This is a genomic window from Paenibacillus sp. FSL R7-0333 (assembly GCF_038000365.1).
Classification (GTDB): domain Bacteria; phylum Bacillota; class Bacilli; order Paenibacillales; family Paenibacillaceae; genus Paenibacillus_AQ; species Paenibacillus_AQ silagei.
On sequence record NZ_JBBOBZ010000001.1, the window covers coordinates 5,229,733 to 5,252,326 of the forward strand.

The window sequence follows — 22,594 nt, forward strand, 5'->3', positions numbered from 1 at the left end:
TGCAGCCCCAAATCTAGTTGTACATTGCGCTCCCACATCTCAATGACTACGGCTGTCTCAATGGGCTTGCCTGCCTCTCTATATACTGTTCTAAAGCCAATAATTTAAAGCTCCTGATGATCTCGGTTGCCGTCCGTTTACTCTCCCATCTCCCGGACAGTGGGATATGCTTAAGGTGGTATTTAAACTGTGCGGTGATCCTCAGCAGCTTGCGCGGGATATCGTCAAGCATGGCGCAAATCCCCTTCGATGAATCGCCTCCGAAATAGGAACATTCGTTGGTGTTGTAACCCCAAAGATAATCTTTATTCAACGCAAAATACCGCCAGATAATCCTGACGGTAAAACGGATTAATATATGGTTGATTTGAAACTCATTTGATTAGACAATTGTAAATTAACAATCTCTAAAACGATATATCATTTTTTAGTTAAAAATAACTCTTCTGAGTCACCATCGAGTGTAATTGATATTTTAAATTGATTATTTTGATCAGGAATAAGTTCATAAGCATTAATTGTATTTTTTTCATATTTGTATCCATTTTCCCAGACACCATCTTCAGATCCAGAGAAATAATCGCGTGCCCCTTTTAATTTGTATTTAAAACTTTTTATTGTGTCCGTTCTACTCCCTATATATTCACATGAAAGAGTACTCTGATTTTCACCTTCAGTTGTCAAACTAACCCTCCAATTAGCAGACTCAGCACTGAAACTATTTTCTTTACTTAATCTATAAGTAAACAAACCCAACATAAAGATAACTATTAAAACTATTACTAATACAATTACTTTTTTTCCTTTCATATCTAAACCTCCCATATTTATCTTTACTTACATTCCATACAATGCTACCATAATCAAGAATGATTTATCCATTTTTTGAGAGAGGAGTAGTTTTTGTATTTGATGCTATATTCTAGTCTGATAAACAACACTACTAAAAGGAGAGATTTTATATGAATAAACTTTTATCAACTTTTTTTGTCGGAGTTCTTTCAATTGGCCTTTTTGGGAGTTCTATATCAGCCTCCTCTGCACTCGATCTAAAAGAAGATACTAATAGTATTCCTAACGGCTATGAGATTGTGAAGGTTTATAATCAAGATGAATCCAATACTATAAAAACACAAGCCTTGACTAAATTAGCATCTTCCACTATAGATTTATCTCCAGAAATAACTGATAATGTCACTGGTGAAACAAAACCTTTAGAGGTGGTTGAGAATCAAACTAGACCAGTCTATGACTTAAAGAACATAGAAACCGGTGAAATTGTTACTCAATACAAAACAGAGTTTAGTGTTCAAGCCACTGGTACTTATTCAGACAATGGGAGCGACTCAACTTCGAGTGTAACTGCCTATGGAACCTTATACTATACCTACAATACTGTTAATAGCGAGACATATGTAGGAATGGATAAGATAGATTGGCGTTATACTATTAATGATAATTTAACCACCATTAAGAGTAAATCACACGAGATTTACCAATACGGTGTCTCTCAAAATTCAGGGCCAGTAACTCAAAAGAAAAATTTGAATCCTACCGCTAACTCAGGGACTGATCTTGTTAGAAATTGGGGTTGGGCTAGTGTAATTAGTGTTGGTTCATTATATAAAACAGGAATAGAAATGAAAGCAACTTTAAGTAGAACAAATAATCCTTCTTATACCTGGACAATGACTGTTCCGGTCTTTCAAGTCGGAATTGTATGATCCTTCACTATTGTTGTAGTATGATCCATAAATAAGATACCTATACTAACTTAAATTATAAGTAAACTCACTCACCCCGTCGACCAATTAAGGTTGACGGGCTTTTTACTTTTCTTGAGGTAAATACTTTACCATAATAATGTACTTATAATGACATCGATCTATTTATCCCAAATATAAGAATTTTTGTTTAGACTTACTCCATATATTAACTTAGGATAATCAGGCGATATGAAAATACAAATTTTTCAACGAAAGGGGAATCAAACTAATAACTGCTTAGATACATATGATTTTAAATTTAAGAACTTCAGAGAAATATTATTATGAGGTGTAATATGAAGAAGGTACTATTAATTATCGTTTTACTATTTACTGCACTACCTGTACAGGGGGCGTTTGCAGAAGCAGCAGGCTTATTGAGAGGCGTAAAAGATTCCGCTGGCGTTACGACTATGACTGATGGAAATTCCGGAACATTATACGATGTTGCCGGAACCACCAGATGGTTTACGTTACCAACTGTATCAAACCTAAATAAATATTATGTAAGTGGTTCAGCTTCAAGTGGATATTCTATTTATTTTAGGGATGATGAAGGTAAAACGATTTACGCTTTAACGAATGTTTCAGGTCTTATTGAATTTCCAGTTGTTAATAACGTAAAAAGTGTTGGAGTTAACAGTTCTGGAAAGATTTTTGAATTTGATGTATATGGGTCGCCCGTTCTGACACCAACTGCTACACCAACACCAACCTCCCCAGTATCAGGATTGCTAAAGGGTAAACAAATGTTAGTTTCTACAGATATATTTGGGGCAACGTATACCACTACGAGTAATGTAACAGACGGTAATTCGTTAACTCTATTTACATTAGGTTACTCAGGGTCATCATATGACACACTTTATTATGATTTTCAGCGCTCGATTAACTTAACGAGTTATCGCTTAGCTTCCTCTAAGGATGATATTAGAGTATTGTTTTTCCACAGTGATAACACCCGTACGCTAATGGTGCCTACGTCTACAGACACAACAGTAAGTATAGATTTTACTGATATTGTAGCAGTTGGAGTTGTGAATATTGGATCGGGCAATCCAACGGTTAATGAATTTGACGTCTGGGGTACACCGACACCGACCGCTGCACCAACGGCTACAGCTACCATAACTCCTACTGTAACACCGACCTTAGCGCCAACTTCAACACCTACACCAACACCAGTGCCTACACCCAGCACAACACCAACTCCAACACCAACTCCAACACCGGCGTTGAAACCAACTCTCGATGTAAATATTGCTACTGAGAAAATAGGGCTAGGTAAGGAATTCACAGCAGATATTTCACTGAAAAACGTAAAAGATATTTATGCTGAAGACTTTGAAGTAAAGTACGATAAGGAACACTTGCAATACCTCGGATTTGAAGAGGTGACCGGTTATAAAGTATACAATAAACCCGTTGATAAGTCTGGTACGTACACCCTTGTTGACCTTGCGATTGATGCCAGGTACTTTAAGTATTTCGCTCCCGATGTTGATCCGGTGAAGTATAATGCTCAGCAAGCCGGCGATGAATATGTCAATGACGATGACTTGCTCTTTATAGTGGATCAGATTTTAAACAATCCAGATTATTTGCCTAATACTTAATTCTACAGAATTATACAAAATAAGCCCATCAAACTTTAAGGTCGATGGGTTGTTTTTCACGATTTTGTTAATCCCCAGTATAATCAATAACGTTTAGACATAGTTGAATTCTAAATTCATTTTATTCATTTAAAAAGGTGGTATTGAAAGTGTCAAAATCGTTTAAAATTATCTTTTCATCTTTAAGTGTTTTATTAATTATTGCTGCACTCTCCTCGTTTGTCTCACCATTATCAACATCCGCTGAAGAGAGTTCAGCGCCAAAAAATTTGATTCCTAGCATGACTTCAAATGATGCTCCACTTGGTCATGCAACTGCAAGTAGTATTTGGGCAAGTAGACATCAACCTTTTAACCTTTTCAATGGAATTAAGGACGATGCATATGGATGGGCGAGTAGTCAGACAAAGCCGTTTGGATGGATCGCATATGAATTTGACAGCCCTGTAGTTATTAATCAATTTGCCTTATGGCCTCGCTCCGATATTACTCAAGATGCTTATAAAAATGAAACTCCTAAAGACTTCACCTTTGACGCTTGGGATGGTGATACCTGGATTGTACTTCATTCAGAAATAAACGTTAGCGATTGGCAAGCAAACCTAGAGAAAGTTTTTTCTTTCAGTAATGAAAAAGCCTATACAAAGTACAGATTAAATATTATAAATAATAATGGTTTATCTGGCTTCACAGCATTAGGAGAAATGGAAATGTACCATACTGTCACTGCAACACCTGAACCGACTACACTTCCTACGTCATCCCCGACCCCTATCCCAACTAATGTACCAACACCTACTCCAGATGTGTCATCTGGTGATCGTGCATTGCTTACCATCGAGCTTTCAACTGGTGCAGAAAAGGAATACGATCTGTCCAGATCAGAAGTTAATGCTTTCTTAAACTGGTATGATTCTGCTTCAGGATCATCAAGCTTTGGAATCAACAAGCATAACAACAACAAAGGCCCCTTCAGTAAACGAACTGAATACGTAATACATGATAAGATCTTAACCTTTGAAGTAAGTGAGTATACAGCTCAGTAAAAAACAAACCCGTCAGGTATAAGCCCGGCGGGTTATTTTGTATACATTCTATTCCAGATGAATTGGGCAATTGTTTATTGATTATCTACTTTTAATCGCTGCGGATCTTTGAGGTCTAACTGTTTCCAATCAGATGCATCCCTGTCTGTGAGAATATATTTGGTGTCAGGATCATCAGAAAATATAAATTATACAGAAAAATTTGGAATAGTTCCAATTCTGATTTTAGAAAGCACCTCCTATTACCGGGGATTTACCTAATTCTTCGTTATAATAGCATAATCCGGATTTACAACCGTAATTAACCGTCGTTTCAAAGTCCTCAAAAAAAGTGTTTCTTGCAGTAAATATCCAAAGACTATTTTGATTCCTCTATTTTTTCCAACCTATTCTTTTGAAGAATATTAGATTTAAAAACCACTAAATAATAAGATGTTTTATTCAATTCGCTAGTGTCAAATTTAGAGGGGACTTTTATATTTATCTTTTCTCCCCATTCCATGGTTACAGTAATGTTTTGTTTTCCTATCTCTGCAATTTGAACAATAGCAGCAGTACTTTTCATACTACGAAAAAAAATAATGAATACTAAGATGATAAGTATCGATAACAGGAATTTTAAGTTTTTCGACATTACACTCTCCTTCTAATTGTTGTCCACACTATATACTAATGTTTATTTAATCCTATAGTAAATATTACCACATTCTGATAGAATGATTTTGATTAATTATACATATTTAGGGGGATCTATGAACAGTAAGAAATGGTGGGTACTACTTGTTGTGGTCTTGTTAATTGGTGGCAGCATTGGCGGAAAAATTCTGTATGATGCGAAAAAGGAACGTGATCGTCAAGACCTGCTCCATATTGGAGATCGATTAGAGAAGTCGTTGTCTGACTACGAAGATACTGTTAACCAAATAAACGAAGATAAGGAATTAGCAGAGGAATACACCAACCTAATGGAATCTATCATTGATGAGGATTTTGCAGCAAGCGAGTTAGACGAAATGATAGCTAAGGCCTGCAAGATGGAGAGCGAATTAATGGACATTTACCCTACCGTCTATACAGAGCCTAGTTCTGTTTGTGATTGAAAGGAGTTTATGATGGCAGTGACACCAGAACTAAAGTATGTTCATGTTTTTGCTGAAGGAGATGTGACGGGAGATTTCAGTTAGCACTTTATATTTAGTGTTCATTGTAAATACATAGTATTATCCCAATTATTCTGATAGACTATTTTTGCTAATTATTATCAGAATAAGGGGCTGTTCATCATGATGTTATTTATTTGGGGATTTATTGTAGTGCTCATTATCGGTATTATTTTTGGAGCAAAAAAAGGAATTAAACAAGGGAATGAGCTAAAAGAACAAACCCAAAGCATCGGAGCGTTACAGGGAGTATTCGCAAAACATGTGGAGGGACTTGGCATTGGAAGTGTCGAGTGCAAAATTTTTAGATTTTCTGATCGTGTGCTTATTGATTCAGGCAGACAAAGATTTGAAATATATCTGGCGCAATTCAGAGCCGCTGAAGTTAAAAGTGAGCAAGAATTGATCGATAAAAGCAAAAGCGTTGTGGGTCGTGCAATGATTGGAACGCTTCTTGTACCTGGGTTAGGAACAATTGTCGGTGGAATGTCCGGAATAGGAAATAAAAAGAAAACTAGTCACTATATGATTTTTAACTTTATAGATGCTCATGGTGAGTTGTCAGCTGTAACTTTTCAAGACACTTTTGCATTTGGTATGAAGGACTTCTGCCAAGGCTTAAATCATTCTCTGCCGACCGGCGAGTCCAGTGTCGTAAGACTGTAACCCATAGCCCGCCGACCAGTTAAGGTTGACGGGCTTCGGCCTAGCTTTCGGACTGAACGCCCGGCTCTTTTAAATCTTGCAATACTTCAATAACACACCCCCATCAATCCACCACCAAAACCCGCGGCGACGCACTCTGAACAGACTTAGATGCTGCCCAGCAACCCAAACCTGCGGCAATGACACTCAGCGGGATCACCGAGGCGATGCCTCCCCCGTTCATAATCAGCGGAACTTTAACAATCCCGTAGTCGGCCAGGATCACGTTAAGCAGCGGCGGGAGACCTAATAAACCTAGAGGTATCCCTACCAGCGCACCGATCCCCGATACGACCAGGATTCCGGTGGTTTCCGATAGACGGATCTGGCGGGAGGTCATGCCGATGGACTTGTAGATGCCGTAGGTGCGGCTCTCTTTCTTCATGTTAATCCGGCAGATGCTGTAGATGATCACGAACGTAATAACGATGAACAATAGCGCCATAACGGACACTGGCAGCACGATGATTTTGACCGCCTGGGAGAATACCTCATCCACAAGCGATGCCTGACTGGCGATCCCGAGTACACTGCCGTACCGCTCTTGCAATTCATTCACGAATGAATCGGTTGAAGTCCCCTCATGCAGATTCATGAAAGTGGTGTTCATCGCACTTCCATAGCCCGGATTACTAGTTCTGATGACGTCGGCGGTAATCCGCCCCGAATTGGACATGTTCGCGATTGCCTGGTAGATCCCGGTGACGGTCAGCGTATGTTTTTCCCCTTCAATATAAATATCCGTTGTATCGCCTGCTTGGATACCTAGCGTTCTGGCAACATTCACACCAACCGAGATTTCATTGGCAGACACAGGGTTCTGTCCCTCCACATTCACATAGCCTATTTCATCATAGCTCCCATCCGCCACCGTCAGTAAGATCCCCATCGTATCCTGCTTCATGGCAGCCCCATCCTTCTGGGGAACCGGCACAACCGCATTGGCATCCCCGTACCGCGAGTAATCCTTCACCCTTGGATCAGAGAGGACTTCTTCTTGCAGCTGTTTAAAAGTCATTTTAGCCGGATTATCGATTCTTATGGACAGATCGGCTGAATCATATCCCCACTTGGCAATGGTTCCATGGATGGAGGCAATGCTGTATACGAAAAGGAACCCGAAGACGAGTACAGCGGTGGACAACGCCGAGATTAGCACAATCAGCAGCGAACCCCGGATATTCTTGGTGACGCTTCTTAGCCCGATAATCATCGAGGTGGGAAGAGCGCCCAGCTGCAGAAGCTTTCTTTTCCATGTTCCATTGCCCACGGATTGGTGGGAGTACTCCTTCTCAGACATGCCGTAACGAACAGCTTGGGCCGGCTCCACATGACGCGCCTTATTCGCGAACAGCAGGGCCGAGAGAAGAATAACCACAACGACAGCCGCGCCAGTCCACAGACCTGTACCTGAGAATACATCGTTCATCCCTGCTGATCCTGTATTGAGATAAGCCATGGAACTGGCAACAATGGTACCGGAGAGAAGATTGCTGACCAGCATCCCCGGAATGACCGATACGAGCGCCAGGAAGGTATATTGTGCAACATAAGCCATAACGACTTTACGGGAAGATAATCCGACAGATTTGATAATCCCAATCGTTCGGTAGTTAGAGAGGATAGCATCGGCAATCGTGAATCCCAAGGTGTACAAGGCTACACAGATCATGACAGCAGCCAGAAAAATCATCACGAAGCTAATCACCTGATTCGCTATCATATAATAGGAAGACAAGCTCTCGAAGTCTTTAACAGACTCCAGGTAGGGGGTCCCGAGAGACTGCTCGAATCTATCCCAGTAGGTCCTATGTTGGCTGTAATCCTCAAATCTTAGTCCGGTCATATACTTATCGCCGCCTGGCAGCAGGGTCATATGCGTGTTATAATCCTCATGATTCAGCCAGATTCTCCCGCTTGTAGCAAAAGGCGAACAGTAGGAAATATCCACAACGACGGCCGCAACGTTCAACCGGATGGTCCCTTCATCTGTCTTGAACTCAACCGAATCGCCCACATGAATATCATTGGGATAAGCCAGCGAGGTGGGAATCCAGGCGGTCCCTGCTTCCGGTGTGCTATGTTCTTCGCCCTCCACGAACTGCAGCCTGTCCACGGGAAAAGGTCCTGTTGGCGCATCCATCATGAACAAGTCAACATTGGGGATCTCTTTCCCGGCGTGAGACATACTGGACAGATAGCGGTAGCGCATCAAATCCGAAGCCGTTACCCCTGACTGCTCCTCCCACCATGTATGTACCTGGACCGGATCGTGGATGCCATTCTCCAGCTGCAATATTTGATGCACGCCACGGGACTGGTCATGCATACTCCCATACATCCGGTTGGTGTTGTTGAGAACGGACACGGCGGTCGAGAGGAGCAGAGCTGCCAGCATGATGATGATCGCAATGAAGCTGTTTTGCACTTTTTTGTGCTTCAGATTCGTCCAGCATAGTTTCCATACCGCATACATCCGCTACCTCTCCTCCCCTGACATGAACATGAAAATTTGGTTTTCTCTCGCTTTCAACTGATCCGGTGCGTATTTGCCAAGCTCCAGAATCCCGTCGATCGTGCCATCTTTGACCAGGATTAACCGGTCCGCTCTGCACGCAGCCTGGATATCATGCGTCACCATAACGATCGATTGATCATTCTGGTTCATCTCCGTCAACAGATCCAGAATCACTGCGCCCTGCTCCTGGCTTAATGCCCCTGTAGGCTCATCCGCAAAAATCACCTCCGGCGAATTGATGAGCGCCCTGGCAATCGCCGCTCTCTGCTGTTGTCCTCCAGATACCTGGGACGGCAGGCGTCCGGCTTGTGCCCCGATCCCCATCTGGTGCAGCAGGCTTAATGCCTGCTCGTTCACCCCGCTTTTGCTGCGGCCAGCCACGTACCCCGGGAAAGCCACATTCTCCAGCAAAGTGAAATCAGGAACCAGATTGATCGATTGATACACATAGCCGATTTTGTTGGACCGGAAATCCGTAAGCTCTTTCTCTGTGTATGCATCGATTCGCTGTCCCTTGAACATCACTTCTCCGGAAGTAATCCCGTCCAGACCGCTGAGGAGGTAGAGCAGCGTAGACTTCCCCGAGCCCGAACTGCCCATAATCACCGTAAAGTCACCTTGGTATACTTCAAGATTAATGCTTTTGGCTGCGAGAAATTGTTCATTGCCTGAGGAGTATACTTTGCATAAATCAACAGTCTTGATTAGAACCTCTTTGCTAGGATTTTTGGTTATCACCCAAGGCCGCCTCCTAAAATCATCCTATTCTTCTTCCTGACCTTCGCCTTATTGCTGTTACTGTTCGATCTTAAGATTACCAGTGTCTGAAATCAGCTTGACGAGTGGCCCGCCCTCACCGATATAACCATCCTTATAACCCGGCAGCGTCACCTGTACGGTTCCAGAATCCGCAGAGAATTGAGTGCGGAGTGCCTTAGGCGCTTCAACTGTCTGGATGGTGATATCTCCAGTATCTGAGGTAGCATGGATATCTTGACGGATGCGCTCAAGCGAGGCCGTGATTTCACCAGTATCCGTCTCCGCATGAATGATCCCCTCCTCTATATCCAGCTTGATAGAACCCGTGTCGCTTATCGCCCGATATTCCTTTGCCAGGATGGGGCCTATGTCAATATTTCCGGTGTCTGTCACAACCTTCAGCTGCTCTAGTTGGATCTCAGGAATCCCTACCGTGAGCTTAAGGTCCGTATAGATGTCAAAAAAGCGGAACTGGTTATCCTGAACAACCTTAATGCTGGTTTGTCCCCCATCCTGAGTGATGTCCAGCTTGTAATCCTTCATTAATGCCTTTGTCGTCTTTCCACCCAAGGTAGCCTTGATTTCATCTCCCTGAATGGGAACCACATCAATTGTCCCCGTCTCTGTTTGAATAAGAACGCTGGTGGTCTGGTCCATCCGGACAGGTTGTTCAATCGATAGCTCATACACATTGAAGGGTGAATTGCCTAACAGATACAGTACTACATTCCCTATGACTCCGGCAGCAATCAGGAGCAGGGCAAGTCTGGTTAGGTTCCGGGATCTATGCTTCAAAAGAGGTCACATCCTTTTTGATGACTGTCAGATTATATTTCAGGTACCGGATCACAAGATGGTAATACAGCCGGGTGAGCTTGAATGTTCCAATGGCAACTAGCAGTCCCCCGCCAACCATGCCCAGCATCAGAAATATGCTATTGATAGACAGCGTAACTGACTGATACTGAAGAATTAAAAGAATCGGAGAAATAAGCAAGCAAATGGCAAAGACGAATACTCCGGCAATCACAGTTAGTGAGGTGACAAAGGGCAGCAGAACAATAAATAAGTTGAATAATCCTAAGCTTACCGTGCCCATAACCGCTTTCGTTACACTTAAGAGCGTTGGGAATTTGTCCGCTTTTTCAATCTGTGACTGGGTCAGTAATTCACGGGCGATCAACCGGGGATGGCCCAGCTTGGAGATCACCTCTGCTTCCGACCGCCCGCTTAATTGGGCACACTCGAAATGCTCCCTGAATTCCCCCATAAGTTCAGCACACTCCTCAGGAGGAAGCAGCTTCAGATACCGTGCCAACTCACCCAGATAGGCCTCTTTATTCACTCCGATCCACCCCCAATAATCTCCTGCACTCCTATGGCAAAAGCATTCCACTCCTCAATCATCCCGCTCATGACTCTCCTTCCCTCATCGGTAATCTTATAGTACTTCCGGGGCGGCCCCTCACCCGATTCAGATAAATAGGTGGAAAATAACCCTTCCGCAGCCAGTCTTCTTAATAACGGATAGATGGTGCCCTCGGCTATGGCGAATTTGTGCGAGATCTGTTCCACCAGCTCATATCCGTAACGGTCTTTCTGTGAGGTTAAAACAAGAACACAAAGCTCCAGCACACCCTTCTTGAACTGAACATTCATTACTCATCACCACGCTTTATTTAGTACTGTGCAATACACAGTAGTTACTAATACAAAGATTACCATCCACTACTGTTTAATGCAAGGTAGTTGGAGGTAATAGTTATGATTGCGTTCATATCTATTCTCATCGTTTATCTCTCGTTACAATGGGCTTAATTCATTATGAATTTTTTAAGCTATGGGCATATGCCGTGTTGGATATGGGTTATAGTCCATAGACTATTGACGAGATAGTATTTGAGGAGGTTACCCCATGGAAACGAATTATCAACAAGTTGCCTGGAATTGTATGAATAAATATGTTGGTATGACTACAAGCGATGGTCAGTCTCACGACGGGTTTGTTGCTCATATCGATCAGAACTATGTTACACTTGCCATTCCCACCAATGAAATGGTAGGCCAGATGAACGGAATGCCTGCTAACGCAACAACCTACAGACAATTCGGATACTATCCGGGTTTCTACCCGCGCCGCCGCTTTTATCCAAGACCGATCCCCTTTGGTGCCATTACAGCTTTGTACTTGCTTCCATTTTTTATTTAATAATGATTAGGGAATTCGTTATTGCATGGGCATCCGCCCAGTTCTTTATGTGGGCATTAGCATAGGATGATGTATAACCATTCGGGAGGTAACAAAGTGCTGAATAATCAAATGTATCCAATGCAGCAACAAATGCCGCAAGCAATCATGGTATATCCTATTGATCCCTACGTAGTCGAAACCTTAATGTCTGTAAAAGGTAAACAGGTAGTGCTCGAAACCACTCGCGGAGGGATTAGCGGCTGCTTAGTGGAAGTTAAGCCAGACCACGTTGTATTGGATACCAGGGGCCGGAAGTTTTTCGTACGAATCTGCGAGATTGTCTGGATTATGCCAGAATAGATTTTTGTGAAGGAGCTACGATAGTAGAGATCCCCTCAGTGTTACCCTAGCTGGGCGCTGGGCGAGGAAGGCAGCCGACTTGTGATCAGACATGCGCTTGAGGCAGGAATCAACTTCTTCGATACCGCTAATTTGTATTCGCACGGAACCAGCGAGGAAAGCGTCAGCAGGAGAACTTGGCAGTTCGCGGCCCTGCATCTCCAAAAAGCGAACGGTTGGGCCCGCTTCATCACCATGCAACACAACTACAACTTAATCGCCCGCGAAGAAGAAAACGAAATGATTAGCCCTCTCGATTAAGCTATCCGACGACGAAGCTGAACGGCTGGAAGCCGCCTACACCCCCCGCATCGACGTAAATGTGAGAAATTCCGACCCGAAATCGATTGCCCGCATGGCCGCAACCGTAGGGCATGAGGTTGCAATTCCGGGTGGGTTGAAGTGAATTGAACGGAGCAAGAGGCCCATGCGGCGTTGCATGGGCCTCTTGCTCCGTTCTCTTTAATTAGGGGTCCTGACCCTTGAAGACCGATCCGATTACATTCAAGAGGCTTGCGTCGCATACAATCGTGCATAAATGCCGCCGCTACGCAGCAGTTCCTCATGCGTACCCGTCTCGGCAATCTCTGTGCCCTCCAGCACGACGATCTGGTCGGCATGACGGACCGTGGATAGCCGATGGGCAATCACCAGTGTTGTGCGATCCTTCGATATTTCGTCCAGCGCCTGCTGGATCTCTTGCTCGGTCTTGGTATCCAGCGCCGATGTGGCTTCATCCAGAATGAGGATCGGCGCATTGCGCAGAATCGCCCGTGCGATCGAAATCCGCTGTTTCTGCCCTCCTGACAGCCGTACACCGCGTTCACCAATGACCGTATCGTAGCCTTGCTCCATCTGTGCTATGAAATCATGCGCTTTCGCCGCTTTCGCTGCGGCAATCACATCTTTCCCGGTCGCGTCCGCCCATCCATAAGCGATATTGTCATACACCGTGCCATCAAACAGGAAGGTATCCTGCAGCACCATTGAGATATTGTCACGCAGGCTGGAGAGGGTTACATCCCGAATGTCGATGCCATCCACTCGAATTGAACCGGTCTGCGGGTCGTAAAACCGGTTAACGAGACTGGCTAATGTCGTCTTTCCTACTCCGGTTGTACCTACAAGCGCCACCGTCTTTCCAGGCTCAATAGTCAGGTTCAGCCCTTCTAGTACAGGAGCACCATCCGGATATACGAATGTGACATTCTGAAAGGATATCTGTCCTTGTATACGCGGCAAATGGACTGCATTTCGCTTCTCCTGTATGTCTTCCTCCTCTTCCAGCACATCATATACCCGTTTAAGGCCAGCGGCAGCTCGCCCGGACATTTCCACTAAGCTGGAAAAGGACTTTACCGGCTGATAGAACATACCCAGGTAGGCGATGAATCCAATGATATCAGCAATACTTACCTCACCTGTTGCCATCAATCTGCCGCCTAGTATCACGACAAGCACAGTACCCAGCGCGGTCACAAATGCCAGCAACGGCACAGAGGTCTCATAGAACAGACTGGCGCGCAAATAGGTCTTCGTATGTTTCATAGCCAGACGGGAAACGTTGCCCCGCTCCTCCTCCTGCCGATTGAAAATTTGGATTTCCTTCATGCCCGACAGGTTCTCCTGCACCTTGCCAGCAATCTCTCCCCGCGCCTTGGAATTCTCTCCCCATAGCGGTGACAAGCGTTTGCTTTGCCATACCGTGATCGCAAGCAGCAACGGAATTGTGATCAGACTGATCAGTGCCAGCTTCACATTGATCGTCAAGAGAAGAATGCCTACTCCGATAAAGGTCAGTGCGTTGATGATAAAGTCAGGAATAGCATGGGCAATGAAAATTTCTGCCTCCATCGCATCATTCACAACGCGCCCGGTCAAGTCACCCGTCCGGCTTCGGTGGAAATAGCGCAAGCTCATCTGCTGATATTTGCTATACAATCTTGTTCTTAAATCTGCTACATAATGAAGTGCCGCATAATGGTTCATATAGCCGGCCAGTGATGTTCCGATGGCTTGCAGACAAGTGGCTCCAAGCAGCAACAGACCAATCTTCAGCGCTTCCGCGGCAAACCGGCTGCTACCTTCGGTCGCCAATTGTGTCAACGAGCGGAGCGCCCAGGGCAAATAAAACCCGGCAATCGTGGCCATCACGATACCGGCAAATCCAATGCCTAACTGCAGCCAGTATTTCCGTGCGCCCAGCAGGACACGCCATGCGGTTCTCATGTGGCAATCGACTCCTTCTGTTCCTCAGCTTGCAGGAATCCTTGATCTGCTGCTTGGTCTCTACGCTTATCACGCAATAGCTCGTACGTCACATACACCGGCCGCCCTGTTCGCGGTTCCAGCATAATCTCGGCATCAATGGCAAACACCTCACGCAGCGTCTGTACCGTCATTACACGCTCTGGCGAGCCATGCTCCACCACCTGGCCCTCACGAATCGCCACCATATAGTCGGAGAAACGCGCTGCCAGATTCAGGTCATGCAGCACCATCACAATCGTCACCTGCTGACTGCGATTCAGTTCATAGAGCAGTTCCAGCACTTCGAGCTGATGCGCCAGGTCCAGATAGGTGGTGGGTTCATCCAGCAGGATCAGATCGGTCTGCTGGGTGAGCGCCATCGCAATCCATACGCGCTGACGCTGACCGCCAGAGAGCGTATCCACCTCACGATGCTCAAACGCTGTAAGCTGTGTAACCGATAGCGCCCAGGTGACTACTTGCTTATCCTCTTTGGAGAGCTTGCCGAAACCCCGTTGATGAGGAAAACGCCCATAGGCGACTAATTGGCCGACCGTCAAGCCGCTCGGTGCGGTTGGCGTCTGCGGCAGAATCGCCATCTGCTTGGCGACTTCCTTGGTGGACAGTGTGCGGATATCGGCACCATTCAGATAGACCGTACCATTATTCGTCTTGAGCAGCCGGCCGACTGCCTTGAGTACGGTTGATTTGCCGCATCCATTGGGACCAATAATCGAGGTGATCTGTCCACGCGGAATCTGCAAATCCAGTTCTTTGACGATAAGCGTGTCATTATAGGCAATATCAATTTGCTCTGCTGTAATACTTTCCATGACGTCCTCCTAATTGGCCTTCGCTAGTAAATAAAGAAAGTACGGAACACTGATGACCGTAATGACGATTCCCGTCGGCACATCTCCCCCCAGGTTAACCGTACGCGTAATCGTGTCCGCCAGCACCACGACTAATCCGCCGGTCAGGCTGGCAGCTGGAATGAGCAATTTGTGGTCGGGCCCGACCAGTTTTCTTGCCATATGCGGAGCGATCAAGCCAACGAAGAAGAAGCTTCCGCCAACAGCCACACTGCCAGAGGATAAAGCAACAGCAGCGATCGACAACCCCAAAAACTGCCGCTTCACAGAAAGTCCCAGCCCTTCTGCCGTCTGATAGCCCAGATGGAGGGTGTTCAGCATCCGGGACTTGTAGAAAATATAGCCGATTAAAATCAAGACCCATGGTGCCAGTACGGCAATATAGCGCCAATCAGCGCCCCACAAGCTCCCCGCCAGCCAATTCAGCATGAAGTCCATCTGCGAATCATCCAGCTTGAGTGTCAGAAAGGTAGTCAGCGCCCCATACCCGCTTCCGAGTGCGACCCCGGTTAAGATCAGACCGATTGGCGAGAGGTTTCGCCCGCGGTGATACGATAATAAGAAGATCAATCCCGCCGCCAGCAGGCCGCCAACAAAGGCCAGCAGCGGCAGGGCAATGAAGGAACTTTTTCCTGCTGATGCGATGAATACTACGAAGAACAGGACAAACAAACCCGATCCTGAACTAATCCCCAGTGTCCCCGGACTAGCCATGTCATTGCGCAGCAAACTCTGCATCACGATCCCAGCCGCTCCCATTCCCAGACCTACCAAGATCGACAGTACGATTCGTGGCATTCGAAAATCGAACAGGATCAGATTTTGCTTACCGGTGCCGTTACCCAGGAGAACGTTCAGCACTTCCTGCGGTGAAAGATTCATCTTGCCGGAATTCATGCTAATGACAGCAAATATAAGGATGAGCACTAAAAGCACTACATTGACGAGGATCCCCCGTTGCACCGTATAACGCTGCTTGATCATTCGAATTCCCTCCTTTGCCTACGGGCCAGGAAGAGAAAGTACGGCACACCAATGATAGAAAAAATAATACCAATCGGTGTTTCGAACGGCCTATTGATTAAACGGCCAGCCAGATCGGCCGATACGGTCAGCAACGCACCATATAGCGCAGCAGCCGGAATAATGTACCTGTAGTCGACACCGACCATGTATCGTACAATATGCGGGGTAATCAGACCCACAAAACCGATTGGGCCAACCACGACAACAGCCAATCCAGTCAGCACGAGCACGATAATCGTCGATAGCCCCTTGACCAGTCCACTGCGAATACCGAGTCCACTTGCCACATCATCTCCCAGACTAAGCAGTGTAACAGAAGGAGCCAGCGCCAACGCCAGCAGTACACCACCAACAAATAGAGGGGAGATAATCAGTAATTCCTCCCACTTGGCCCCGGCTGTACTGCCTGCGGTCCAGAATGCCAAGGCCCGGCCCAGGTTGTAATTGATCGCCAAATACTGACTGAGTGCGCCAAACAGCATGGAGATGGACAGTCCTGCCAGCACCAGCCGCTGAGGTGTCATCCCGCGCTTGCCCAGTGACGCAATGAAGTATGTGATCCCGGTCGCAAGTGCTGCTCCCAGACAAGCAAACAGCATCATCTGCCCATACGAATACCCCGGTAGAAAGGCCAGGCACAGCGCAATCGCGAATGCTGCCCCGGAGCTGATCCCCATCAGCCCGGAGTCGGCCAGCGGATTACGCGTTGTCCCCTGCATGATCGCACCACAAACCGCAAGGCTACATCCGACGATCAGATCGGCTACGGTACGCGGAAGACGTAGGGTTTGAATAATTTGATGTTCAGTGAGCGTTGGATCAAATCGGAAAATAGCCTCCCATGCAGTCGCTAACCTCATGTCAGCGGCACCAAAGCTAATCGACGCCGCTGACATGAGAACCGTTAATCCAAGCCCTACCACCATGTACATGGTGAAGTTCACCGCCCCACGGCGATTTTGTTCAGGCTTGTTTTTCATCGTATTTCCAGATCCCCTTATTTAGCTAATGCCAGCAATTGATTAACAATATGATCAATCAACGCACTGGAAGTCATTATATCCGTGGACCAAGATAGCGATGAACCCACCGTTACAATCCGGTTATGTTGCACAGCAGGTAGTGATTTCCAAACCGCATGATCAGCAGGAACTTCCGTATCTCCTAAGGCGATCAAATAATCCCCCATGTAAGCGGGCAAGACCTCCATAGATATCTGTCCCCAATATTTATCTGCGTCAATAATATCAGATTGGACTTTTGACGGTGCCTTCATTTGAAGTTGATTATACACAAGCTCGCCAACCGCATGCTTGGCTCCAGCGATGGAGTTCGTTTTATCACCGAATTCTCCCATCGTAATCGTCACTTCTGCAAGGCCGGCATTCTTAAGGGATAGCTTCGCTTCTTCGATTTTATTAGCATAAGCACTCAAAACAGCCTCAGCCTCTTTCGGCTTATTCAGAACATTGCCAATAAAATGGATACGCTCTTCTGTAGTCATATCACCATAAGGGACATAAATGGTCGGGGCAATTTTGGATAAATCCTCATAATTCTCTTCGCCCCATGCTAATATGATCAGATCAGGCTCAAGAGCCATGACATCTTCCGGCTCCATCTTTATGTTAATTGAATCTTTAATCTCGTTAGAATACACCGCCTCTGTCTCGCCCTTTGTCGCTCTCGCCACACCAAGAGGAGTTACGCCCAAAGCTACCACATCACCAACCAGATAATCGACTACAACACGCTGAGGGTTGCCAGGCACCTCAACATCGCCCTTTACTGTAGATATCGTTCTGGTCTGCGAGACTGCTTCTGAAGCCTTCGTCCCCTGTACTTCCGGTTGTGTCGTCTGCCCGGTCTCCACAGGCGCATTCACCGTTCCCCTATTATTCGCTGGCGTCCCCGACGTACATGCCGTCAGCAACAGCATCAGGCTCATCGCCGCCACAAAGATCATTTCTTTACTTCGTACTTGTCCAAACATGCTTGATTCCCCATCTCTATAAGACTTGACTAGACTCGCCAGTTCCCTCTCATTGTAATGAAGATGAGAATCATTATCAATACCATCAACCTGCATGGATGGTGCGTTTATTTTCCGGTAATCACTCGGCGTCATCTTGTAATACTTCTTAAACATCCGAAACAGGTTCTTCTCATCAGCAAATCCAGATCCTGTTGCTATCTCTTTAATGGTTGCCTCTGTATACTTCAAGTCATGACAGGCAGCTTCAATCCTTCTCTGAATGAGGTACTCCTGTAAGCTCATCCCTTCCTTCTTTTTGAACAACCGCGTTAATTGCCCGCCACTGATCCCAAACATAGCGGCAATATCCTGGAACATAATCGGCTCCCGGTAATGTTTATCAAGATATATTTTGGCAGAACTGGCTGGAAAGGGCTGGAGATAGCGAATCTCGCCGCCCTCAAAATCTCTGTACACCCTATGAATCAATTGATATAGAAACCCCTTGGCCTGAAGCTGATCCATCGCCTTGCCGCGGTTCCAGTCATTCAACATTTGTTGAAACCAATCGAGCAGCAAAATGGGATTACTTGGTGTATAACCAAACTGTTGAACAAATGGATTGACTTGCTCCAGTAATTGCTGCAGGTGCTTCTTGTGGAAAAGAGGGGATTCCGCTTTATAAAAGACCATAAAGGTCTTCACACTCTCCCTTTTAGGCCAAATACTGAGCAGGCTCCCCTTCCCGCCATGAACTAGACCGAAGCGTTCCATTCCAAATGTGGTTTCATTCAGTTGAATTTGCGCTTCCCCTCCACAGGCATAGATAAACATGCTGCTAGGCATTTTATACTGCTCCAAAGGGTAGGCGTACGCTATATTCTGAAAGCGTACATCTATTAATGTAATGATCGAACGTGTCCAAATGCGGGCCATCGTATCGATCATCTCTGGTGTAAATACCTGGCTTGCTTCTGCTTCTTCTTGCATCAATCCGCGCTCCCTCATCTCACTTGTCCCAATTGATATACCGATCATAAAATGATTTTGATTATCATTATCACAATACTCAACGTAAGTATATCATCATTAAGTGACATTGGGGGAGCAGACAACGGACGTTATGCTTTGGATTCCAAAGCATCTCAGGTAGCTCTGGCGAATTGTTACAAAAGAAATATCCATTTTGTCTACAAATATCCAAATGTTTAAATTGATCGTAATTTGTATTACTGGTAATGTTTGGAGAGAAAGGAGGACATTCTGTTTGTTCTTTATAAGCGCTTAACTAAATAATGAATGAAATGAAGGAGGATTACTCGAATGCATGCGAATGAATGGAAAAGAGCTAAAACACCCTTTATTCTGTTTCTGTCCCTTCTGCTGATTGTTCTGTCCTATGGAGGATCTGCTTCCAAGAGCTATGCCGCTCCGCTCAGTCTCCTTAACGGGATTCAGTTCAAGGATACTTCAGGCAATCCGGTTAATGCGCATGGCGGTGGAATGATCAAGTCTGGCAGCTATTATTATTGGGTTGGGGAGAACCGGGATGGAACGAACTATGTATCACTTTACCGTTCAACAGACCTGAAGAACTGGGAATTCCGCGCGAATATACTATCCAAGAGCAGCGCTTCAGAGCTTGCAACCGCCAATATCGAACGCCCCAAGCTTCTTTATAATGCGGCAACCGGAAAATATGTGCTATGGGCGCATAAAGAAAACGGGGTAGATTACGGAGAAGCAAAAGTCGCTGTTGCTTCAGCCTCCAATATCGAAGGTCCGTATACGTATCAAGGCAGCTTCAGGCCTCTTGACTACGATTCCCGTGATATGACGGTATATAACGATAACGGCATCGCTTATCTGATATCAGCCACAAGGGTGAATGCCGATCTTAACATTTATCGTCTGACTCCGGATTTTCTGGGCGTGGAATCGCTGGTCCAGACCCTGTGGGCAGGCTCATACCGTGAAGCTCCTGCTATGTTCAAGCGGGGCTCCACCTACTTCCTGATCACTTCCGGCGCAACAGGCTGGACTCCTAACCAGCAGAAATACGCAACCGCTTCCAGCATAAGCGGAACCTGGAGTGCCCTCTCCAATTTCGGAGATTCACGTGCTTCAGAGTCACAAGCCGCCTATATCATTCCTGTTGAGGGAAGCTCATCCACGTCATATCTATATATGGGTGACCGCTGGGCCGGAGCCTGGGAGCGTCCCGCCAATGAATCCAAATACGTATGGCTGCCGTTGACATTCCCTACATCGACCACCCTCTCCATGTCATGGTATCCGCAGCTTAACATCGACAGTGCAGCAGGAACGATCGCAGGAACTCCTTTCACGGTAGACAGCAGCCTAACGTATGAGCTGATTAACCGCAAAAGCGAAAAGGCTTTGAACATTAGAGCGAGTGCAGCAGCAAATGGTGCAGATGCCGAACAATGGACCGATACTAACTTACCGAGTGAACGTTGGACGCTGATCGACGCTGGCGACGGGTACTATAAGCTTAAGAATACCAACAGCGGATTGATTCTTGGCCCTGAGAATGGCACTACGACCGATGGAACAGTCATCGAACAGTGGTCAGACGGGGGTTGGTCCAGCCAGCATTGGCAGCTGATTGATGCGGGCGGCGGCTTCTTCAAGCTGAAGAACCGCGCTACCGGCAAATTGATAGACGTCTCCTCCGGCGCACTCACCGACGGTGCCAATGTGATTCAATGGAGTGACAACAACGGCTTGAATCAACAATGGCAAATCGTCGTGGCCAACTAATAAATGGTGCTGCTTCCTTCTCCAAGCGTTGTGGTCACTATGATTGATCATGTGGTAGCGTTCACGGAGCGTCCATTCAAGTCCACACCTTGATCTTTCTCAAAAAAAGGAGGCGTCACAGAAGCCATTACATGACTTTTGGGACAGCCTCTTCTTTTGGAAAAGCCTTCTGTGGACTCGCTGTTACTGCTTTATCTTTTTGCTCTGCCCCAGAAATTTCTTGTTGTTCCCCTGAAGCCGGAGATCAGGCTGGCGGCTAACCCAAAGCCGTAGACTACCGCTCCGAATCCATAAGCCACTCCGTAGCCACCGAGATGATCAATCATCCACCCTGTCATTCCCGGACCCAGCATTTGACCTACCGCATAGAATATTGAGATAAATCCGATGGCAGTTGGAACGTACCGGGGATTGACTTGTTTCGCAGCCTTCAGCTGAATTAATGTAACCAGACCACCGATACTGGAGCCCCAAAGTACTGATGATAAGACGAACCCCGGAATACTGTGATTCAGAAGCGGGATGATATCCCCTGCCGCCGCGCAAGCCCAAACCAGTATAAACATCCGGTTTACACCAAATCGGTCGGACAGACTGCCCCAGACAGGGCCGCCTGCAATGCTGAAGATGCCAGCTATGGCGTACACCAGACCGGCAGCTCGGTCCGAAATCCCTTCAGCCAGCATATAACCAGATTGATATAGATTGGGGACAAGATATGCTATACCCACTAGAAAATAGAGTACAGCCACCTGCATCAATGCTTTATTTTTTAACCACTTCGGTTTGTCTGTCTCCTTCACGCTCCCTACAATCTCGGGGTTTCTCAGGATCAATAAAGCCGCGATCAGCACAACAAGTGAGATGATACCGAACCCTAACCAGACCGCACGCCAGCCTAGAACGGGGAATTGAGCGATTAGTAAGGGTACTAAAAATCCGCTTAACAGCATCCCGATACCTGCACCACTTAGCAACATCCCGAGGACGATTCCCTTCTTGTCCGGGAACTGGCCCAGCATGAGGGACATGAGCGGAGTGAATACCAGTGCACTGCCCCCTCCGGCCAGGAACATGAACAGAGCCACCCAAATGAACGAATATGATCCGGAAAGGCCAAACATGCTGATGACAACAGCACCGCCTCCTGCCATAAGAACAGCTTTGCTACCCCAGCGGACAGCGAGTATACCCGATAACCCGACCGAAGCCAGGTAGCCTAGAAACATGATCGTGCCAAGCATCCCTCCCTGTGAAATTGACAATCCGAGTCCGGCCTGCATATAAGGCAACACTAGCCCATAGGCCATTCGCGCAAACCCTGTCGTGGTCACAATCATCAACATCCCGGTCAGTACAAACGGCCAGAAGGATGGGAGAGGGGCTGAATTGAAATTGGAATCAGAACTGTATTTCGAGCGCACCTAGGCACTCTCCCTTCTATGATAAAATTAAAACAACTATTCCTTTATTATGTTTTTTTCTGACGGCACCCTCTACCCCAAGGTGGATTAAAATCCCCGTTTC

21 protein-coding genes and 1 pseudogene are annotated in these 22,594 nt (G+C 46.1%); 9 read left to right on the forward strand and 13 right to left on the reverse strand.

Annotation, left to right across the window (positions count from 1 at the left end; all coding sequences use genetic code 11):
- Nucleotides 1–420 precede the first annotated feature (420 nt).
- On the reverse strand, nucleotides 421–810 hold the full coding sequence (locus tag MKY86_RS21995) for a hypothetical protein (RefSeq protein WP_076076141.1): 390 nt from the start codon (nucleotides 808–810) through the stop codon (nucleotides 421–423).
- Between the two features lie 152 nt (nucleotides 811–962).
- Between MKY86_RS21995 and MKY86_RS22000 the strand changes: the two genes are divergently transcribed.
- The 3 genes from MKY86_RS22000 to MKY86_RS22010 all read left to right on the forward strand — a co-directional run bounded on the left by MKY86_RS22000 (nucleotide 963) and on the right by MKY86_RS22010 (nucleotide 4,428).
- Nucleotides 963–1,724 carry a hypothetical protein gene (locus tag MKY86_RS22000; protein WP_076076139.1) on the forward strand — a complete coding sequence of 254 codons (762 nt, stop codon included), beginning with the start codon at nucleotides 963–965 and terminating at the stop codon, nucleotides 1,722–1,724.
- A 338-nt stretch (nucleotides 1,725–2,062) separates the two neighbouring features.
- The gene (locus MKY86_RS22005; RefSeq protein WP_143803591.1) at nucleotides 2,063–3,382 is read left to right on the forward strand and encodes a cohesin domain-containing protein; all 1,320 of its coding nucleotides are present in this window, start codon (nucleotides 2,063–2,065) and stop codon (nucleotides 3,380–3,382) included.
- A 149-nt stretch (nucleotides 3,383–3,531) separates the two neighbouring features.
- The gene (locus tag MKY86_RS22010) at nucleotides 3,532–4,428 is read left to right on the forward strand and encodes a discoidin domain-containing protein (RefSeq protein ID WP_340827494.1); all 897 of its coding nucleotides are present in this window, start codon (nucleotides 3,532–3,534) and stop codon (nucleotides 4,426–4,428) included.
- Between the two features lie 358 nt (nucleotides 4,429–4,786).
- Here the strand turns inward: MKY86_RS22010 and MKY86_RS22015 are convergent, their stop codons facing one another.
- Nucleotides 4,787–5,062 carry a hypothetical protein gene (locus MKY86_RS22015; RefSeq protein ID WP_076076131.1) on the reverse strand — a complete coding sequence of 92 codons (276 nt, stop codon included), beginning with the start codon at nucleotides 5,060–5,062 and terminating at the stop codon, nucleotides 4,787–4,789.
- A gap of 118 nt (nucleotides 5,063–5,180) precedes the next feature.
- On the opposite strand from MKY86_RS22015, the gene MKY86_RS22020 reads away from it, so the two are divergent.
- Together MKY86_RS22020 and MKY86_RS22025 are read left to right on the forward strand one after the other, a co-directional pair.
- Nucleotides 5,181–5,528, forward strand: a complete 348-nt coding sequence (locus MKY86_RS22020; RefSeq protein ID WP_076076128.1) for a hypothetical protein — start codon at nucleotides 5,181–5,183, stop codon at nucleotides 5,526–5,528.
- A gap of 183 nt (nucleotides 5,529–5,711) precedes the next feature.
- Entirely contained in the window at nucleotides 5,712–6,254 is a 543-nt protein-coding gene (locus MKY86_RS22025; RefSeq protein ID WP_076076126.1) for a hypothetical protein, read from the forward strand.
- 103 nt (nucleotides 6,255–6,357) lie between these two features.
- On the opposite strand, the gene MKY86_RS22030 is transcribed toward MKY86_RS22025, so the two are convergent.
- From MKY86_RS22030 to MKY86_RS22050, 5 genes are read right to left on the reverse strand one after another with little or no spacing between them, the layout of a single operon-like run.
- Nucleotides 6,358–8,769: an ABC transporter permease gene (locus MKY86_RS22030; RefSeq protein WP_076076123.1), complete on the reverse strand. Its 2,412-nt coding sequence runs from the start codon at nucleotides 8,767–8,769 to the stop codon at nucleotides 6,358–6,360.
- Nucleotides 8,770–8,772: 3 nt separating this feature from the next.
- Nucleotides 8,773–9,549 carry an ABC transporter ATP-binding protein gene (locus MKY86_RS22035; protein ID WP_076076120.1) on the reverse strand — a complete coding sequence of 259 codons (777 nt, stop codon included), beginning with the start codon at nucleotides 9,547–9,549 and terminating at the stop codon, nucleotides 8,773–8,775.
- Between the two features lie 57 nt (nucleotides 9,550–9,606).
- Complete coding sequence (locus MKY86_RS22040; protein ID WP_076076117.1) at nucleotides 9,607–10,365, reverse strand: DUF4097 family beta strand repeat-containing protein; 759 nt, start codon at nucleotides 10,363–10,365, stop codon at nucleotides 9,607–9,609.
- A complete protein-coding gene (locus tag MKY86_RS22045) occupies nucleotides 10,355–10,915 on the reverse strand; it encodes an HAAS signaling domain-containing protein (RefSeq protein ID WP_076076115.1) in 561 nt (186 codons plus the stop codon). The genes MKY86_RS22040 and MKY86_RS22045 overlap by 11 nt, the downstream gene beginning before the upstream one ends.
- Entirely contained in the window at nucleotides 10,912–11,229 is a 318-nt protein-coding gene (locus MKY86_RS22050) for a PadR family transcriptional regulator (RefSeq protein ID WP_076076112.1), read from the reverse strand. The genes MKY86_RS22045 and MKY86_RS22050 overlap by 4 nt, the downstream gene beginning before the upstream one ends.
- A 256-nt stretch (nucleotides 11,230–11,485) precedes the next feature.
- Here MKY86_RS22050 and MKY86_RS22055 point away from each other — a divergent pair, with 256 nt between their 5' ends.
- The 3 genes and pseudogenes from MKY86_RS22055 to MKY86_RS34195 form a co-directional block, all read left to right on the forward strand.
- Nucleotides 11,486–11,779: a phosphatidylinositol kinase gene (locus MKY86_RS22055; RefSeq protein WP_076076109.1), complete on the forward strand. Its 294-nt coding sequence runs from the start codon at nucleotides 11,486–11,488 to the stop codon at nucleotides 11,777–11,779.
- Between the two features lie 96 nt (nucleotides 11,780–11,875).
- The gene (locus tag MKY86_RS22060) at nucleotides 11,876–12,121 is read left to right on the forward strand and encodes a YuzF family protein (protein WP_405115755.1); all 246 of its coding nucleotides are present in this window, start codon (nucleotides 11,876–11,878) and stop codon (nucleotides 12,119–12,121) included.
- Nucleotides 12,122–12,178: 57 nt separating this feature from the next.
- Nucleotides 12,179–12,310 (forward strand): annotated as a pseudogene (locus tag MKY86_RS34195) (aldo/keto reductase); the annotation flags it as partial.
- A gap of 354 nt (nucleotides 12,311–12,664) precedes the next feature.
- On the opposite strand, the gene MKY86_RS22070 reads toward MKY86_RS34195, so the two are convergent.
- From MKY86_RS22070 to MKY86_RS22090, 5 genes are read right to left on the reverse strand one after another with little or no spacing between them, the layout of a single operon-like run.
- A complete protein-coding gene (locus MKY86_RS22070; protein ID WP_076076103.1) occupies nucleotides 12,665–14,389 on the reverse strand; it encodes an ABC transporter ATP-binding protein in 1,725 nt (574 codons plus the stop codon).
- Nucleotides 14,386–15,243 carry an ABC transporter ATP-binding protein gene (locus MKY86_RS22075; protein WP_076076100.1) on the reverse strand — a complete coding sequence of 286 codons (858 nt, stop codon included), beginning with the start codon at nucleotides 15,241–15,243 and terminating at the stop codon, nucleotides 14,386–14,388. Before MKY86_RS22075 ends, MKY86_RS22070 begins: the two co-directional genes overlap by 4 nt.
- 9 nt (nucleotides 15,244–15,252) lie before the next feature.
- Nucleotides 15,253–16,266 carry a FecCD family ABC transporter permease gene (locus MKY86_RS22080; RefSeq protein ID WP_076076098.1) on the reverse strand — a complete coding sequence of 338 codons (1,014 nt, stop codon included), beginning with the start codon at nucleotides 16,264–16,266 and terminating at the stop codon, nucleotides 15,253–15,255.
- The gene (locus MKY86_RS22085) at nucleotides 16,263–17,288 is read right to left on the reverse strand and encodes a FecCD family ABC transporter permease (protein WP_076076095.1); all 1,026 of its coding nucleotides are present in this window, start codon (nucleotides 17,286–17,288) and stop codon (nucleotides 16,263–16,265) included. Before MKY86_RS22085 ends, MKY86_RS22080 begins: the two co-directional genes overlap by 4 nt.
- A 17-nt stretch (nucleotides 17,289–17,305) precedes the next feature.
- Nucleotides 17,306–19,273, reverse strand: coding sequence for an AraC family transcriptional regulator (locus tag MKY86_RS22090; RefSeq protein ID WP_076076092.1), 1,968 nt, complete (start codon nucleotides 19,271–19,273; stop codon nucleotides 17,306–17,308).
- Between the two features lie 333 nt (nucleotides 19,274–19,606).
- On the opposite strand from MKY86_RS22090, the gene MKY86_RS22095 reads away from it, so the two are divergent.
- Nucleotides 19,607–21,067, forward strand: coding sequence for an RICIN domain-containing protein (locus MKY86_RS22095; RefSeq protein WP_076076090.1), 1,461 nt, complete (start codon nucleotides 19,607–19,609; stop codon nucleotides 21,065–21,067).
- A 191-nt stretch (nucleotides 21,068–21,258) separates the two neighbouring features.
- Here MKY86_RS22095 and MKY86_RS22100 read toward each other — a convergent pair whose 3' ends face one another.
- The gene (locus MKY86_RS22100; protein WP_076076368.1) at nucleotides 21,259–22,413 is read right to left on the reverse strand and encodes a YbfB/YjiJ family MFS transporter; all 1,155 of its coding nucleotides are present in this window, start codon (nucleotides 22,411–22,413) and stop codon (nucleotides 21,259–21,261) included.
- Nucleotides 22,414–22,594 lie beyond the last annotated feature (181 nt).

Excerpts from the sequence above, each read along its gene's own strand:
- MKY86_RS22030 (WP_076076123.1), bottom strand. The coding sequence starts at position 8,769 with ATGTATGCGGTATGGAAACTATGCTGGACGAATCTGAAGCACAAAAAA.
- MKY86_RS22095 (WP_076076090.1), top strand. The coding sequence starts at position 19,607 with ATGCATGCGAATGAATGGAAAAGAGCTAAAACACCCTTTATTCTGTTT.
- MKY86_RS22005 (WP_143803591.1), top strand. The coding sequence starts at position 2,063 with ATGAAGAAGGTACTATTAATTATCGTTTTACTATTTACTGCACTACCT.
- MKY86_RS22090 (WP_076076092.1), bottom strand. The coding sequence starts at position 19,273 with ATGCAAGAAGAAGCAGAAGCAAGCCAGGTATTTACACCAGAGATGATC.
- MKY86_RS22050 (WP_076076112.1), bottom strand. The coding sequence starts at position 11,229 with ATGAATGTTCAGTTCAAGAAGGGTGTGCTGGAGCTTTGTGTTCTTGTT.
- MKY86_RS22000 (WP_076076139.1), top strand. The coding sequence starts at position 963 with ATGAATAAACTTTTATCAACTTTTTTTGTCGGAGTTCTTTCAATTGGC.
- MKY86_RS22085 (WP_076076095.1), bottom strand. The coding sequence starts at position 17,288 with ATGAAAAACAAGCCTGAACAAAATCGCCGTGGGGCGGTGAACTTCACC.
- MKY86_RS22055 (WP_076076109.1), top strand. The coding sequence starts at position 11,486 with ATGGAAACGAATTATCAACAAGTTGCCTGGAATTGTATGAATAAATAT.
- MKY86_RS22025 (WP_076076126.1), top strand. The coding sequence starts at position 5,712 with ATGATGTTATTTATTTGGGGATTTATTGTAGTGCTCATTATCGGTATT.
- MKY86_RS22075 (WP_076076100.1), bottom strand. The coding sequence starts at position 15,243 with ATGGAAAGTATTACAGCAGAGCAAATTGATATTGCCTATAATGACACG.
- MKY86_RS22080 (WP_076076098.1), bottom strand. The coding sequence starts at position 16,266 with ATGATCAAGCAGCGTTATACGGTGCAACGGGGGATCCTCGTCAATGTA.
- MKY86_RS22020 (WP_076076128.1), top strand. The coding sequence starts at position 5,181 with ATGAACAGTAAGAAATGGTGGGTACTACTTGTTGTGGTCTTGTTAATT.
- MKY86_RS22100 (WP_076076368.1), bottom strand. The coding sequence starts at position 22,413 with ATGTTGATGATTGTGACCACGACAGGGTTTGCGCGAATGGCCTATGGG.
- MKY86_RS22015 (WP_076076131.1), bottom strand. The coding sequence starts at position 5,062 with ATGTCGAAAAACTTAAAATTCCTGTTATCGATACTTATCATCTTAGTA.
- MKY86_RS21995 (WP_076076141.1), bottom strand. The coding sequence starts at position 810 with ATGAAAGGAAAAAAAGTAATTGTATTAGTAATAGTTTTAATAGTTATC.
- MKY86_RS22070 (WP_076076103.1), bottom strand. The coding sequence starts at position 14,389 with ATGAGAACCGCATGGCGTGTCCTGCTGGGCGCACGGAAATACTGGCTG.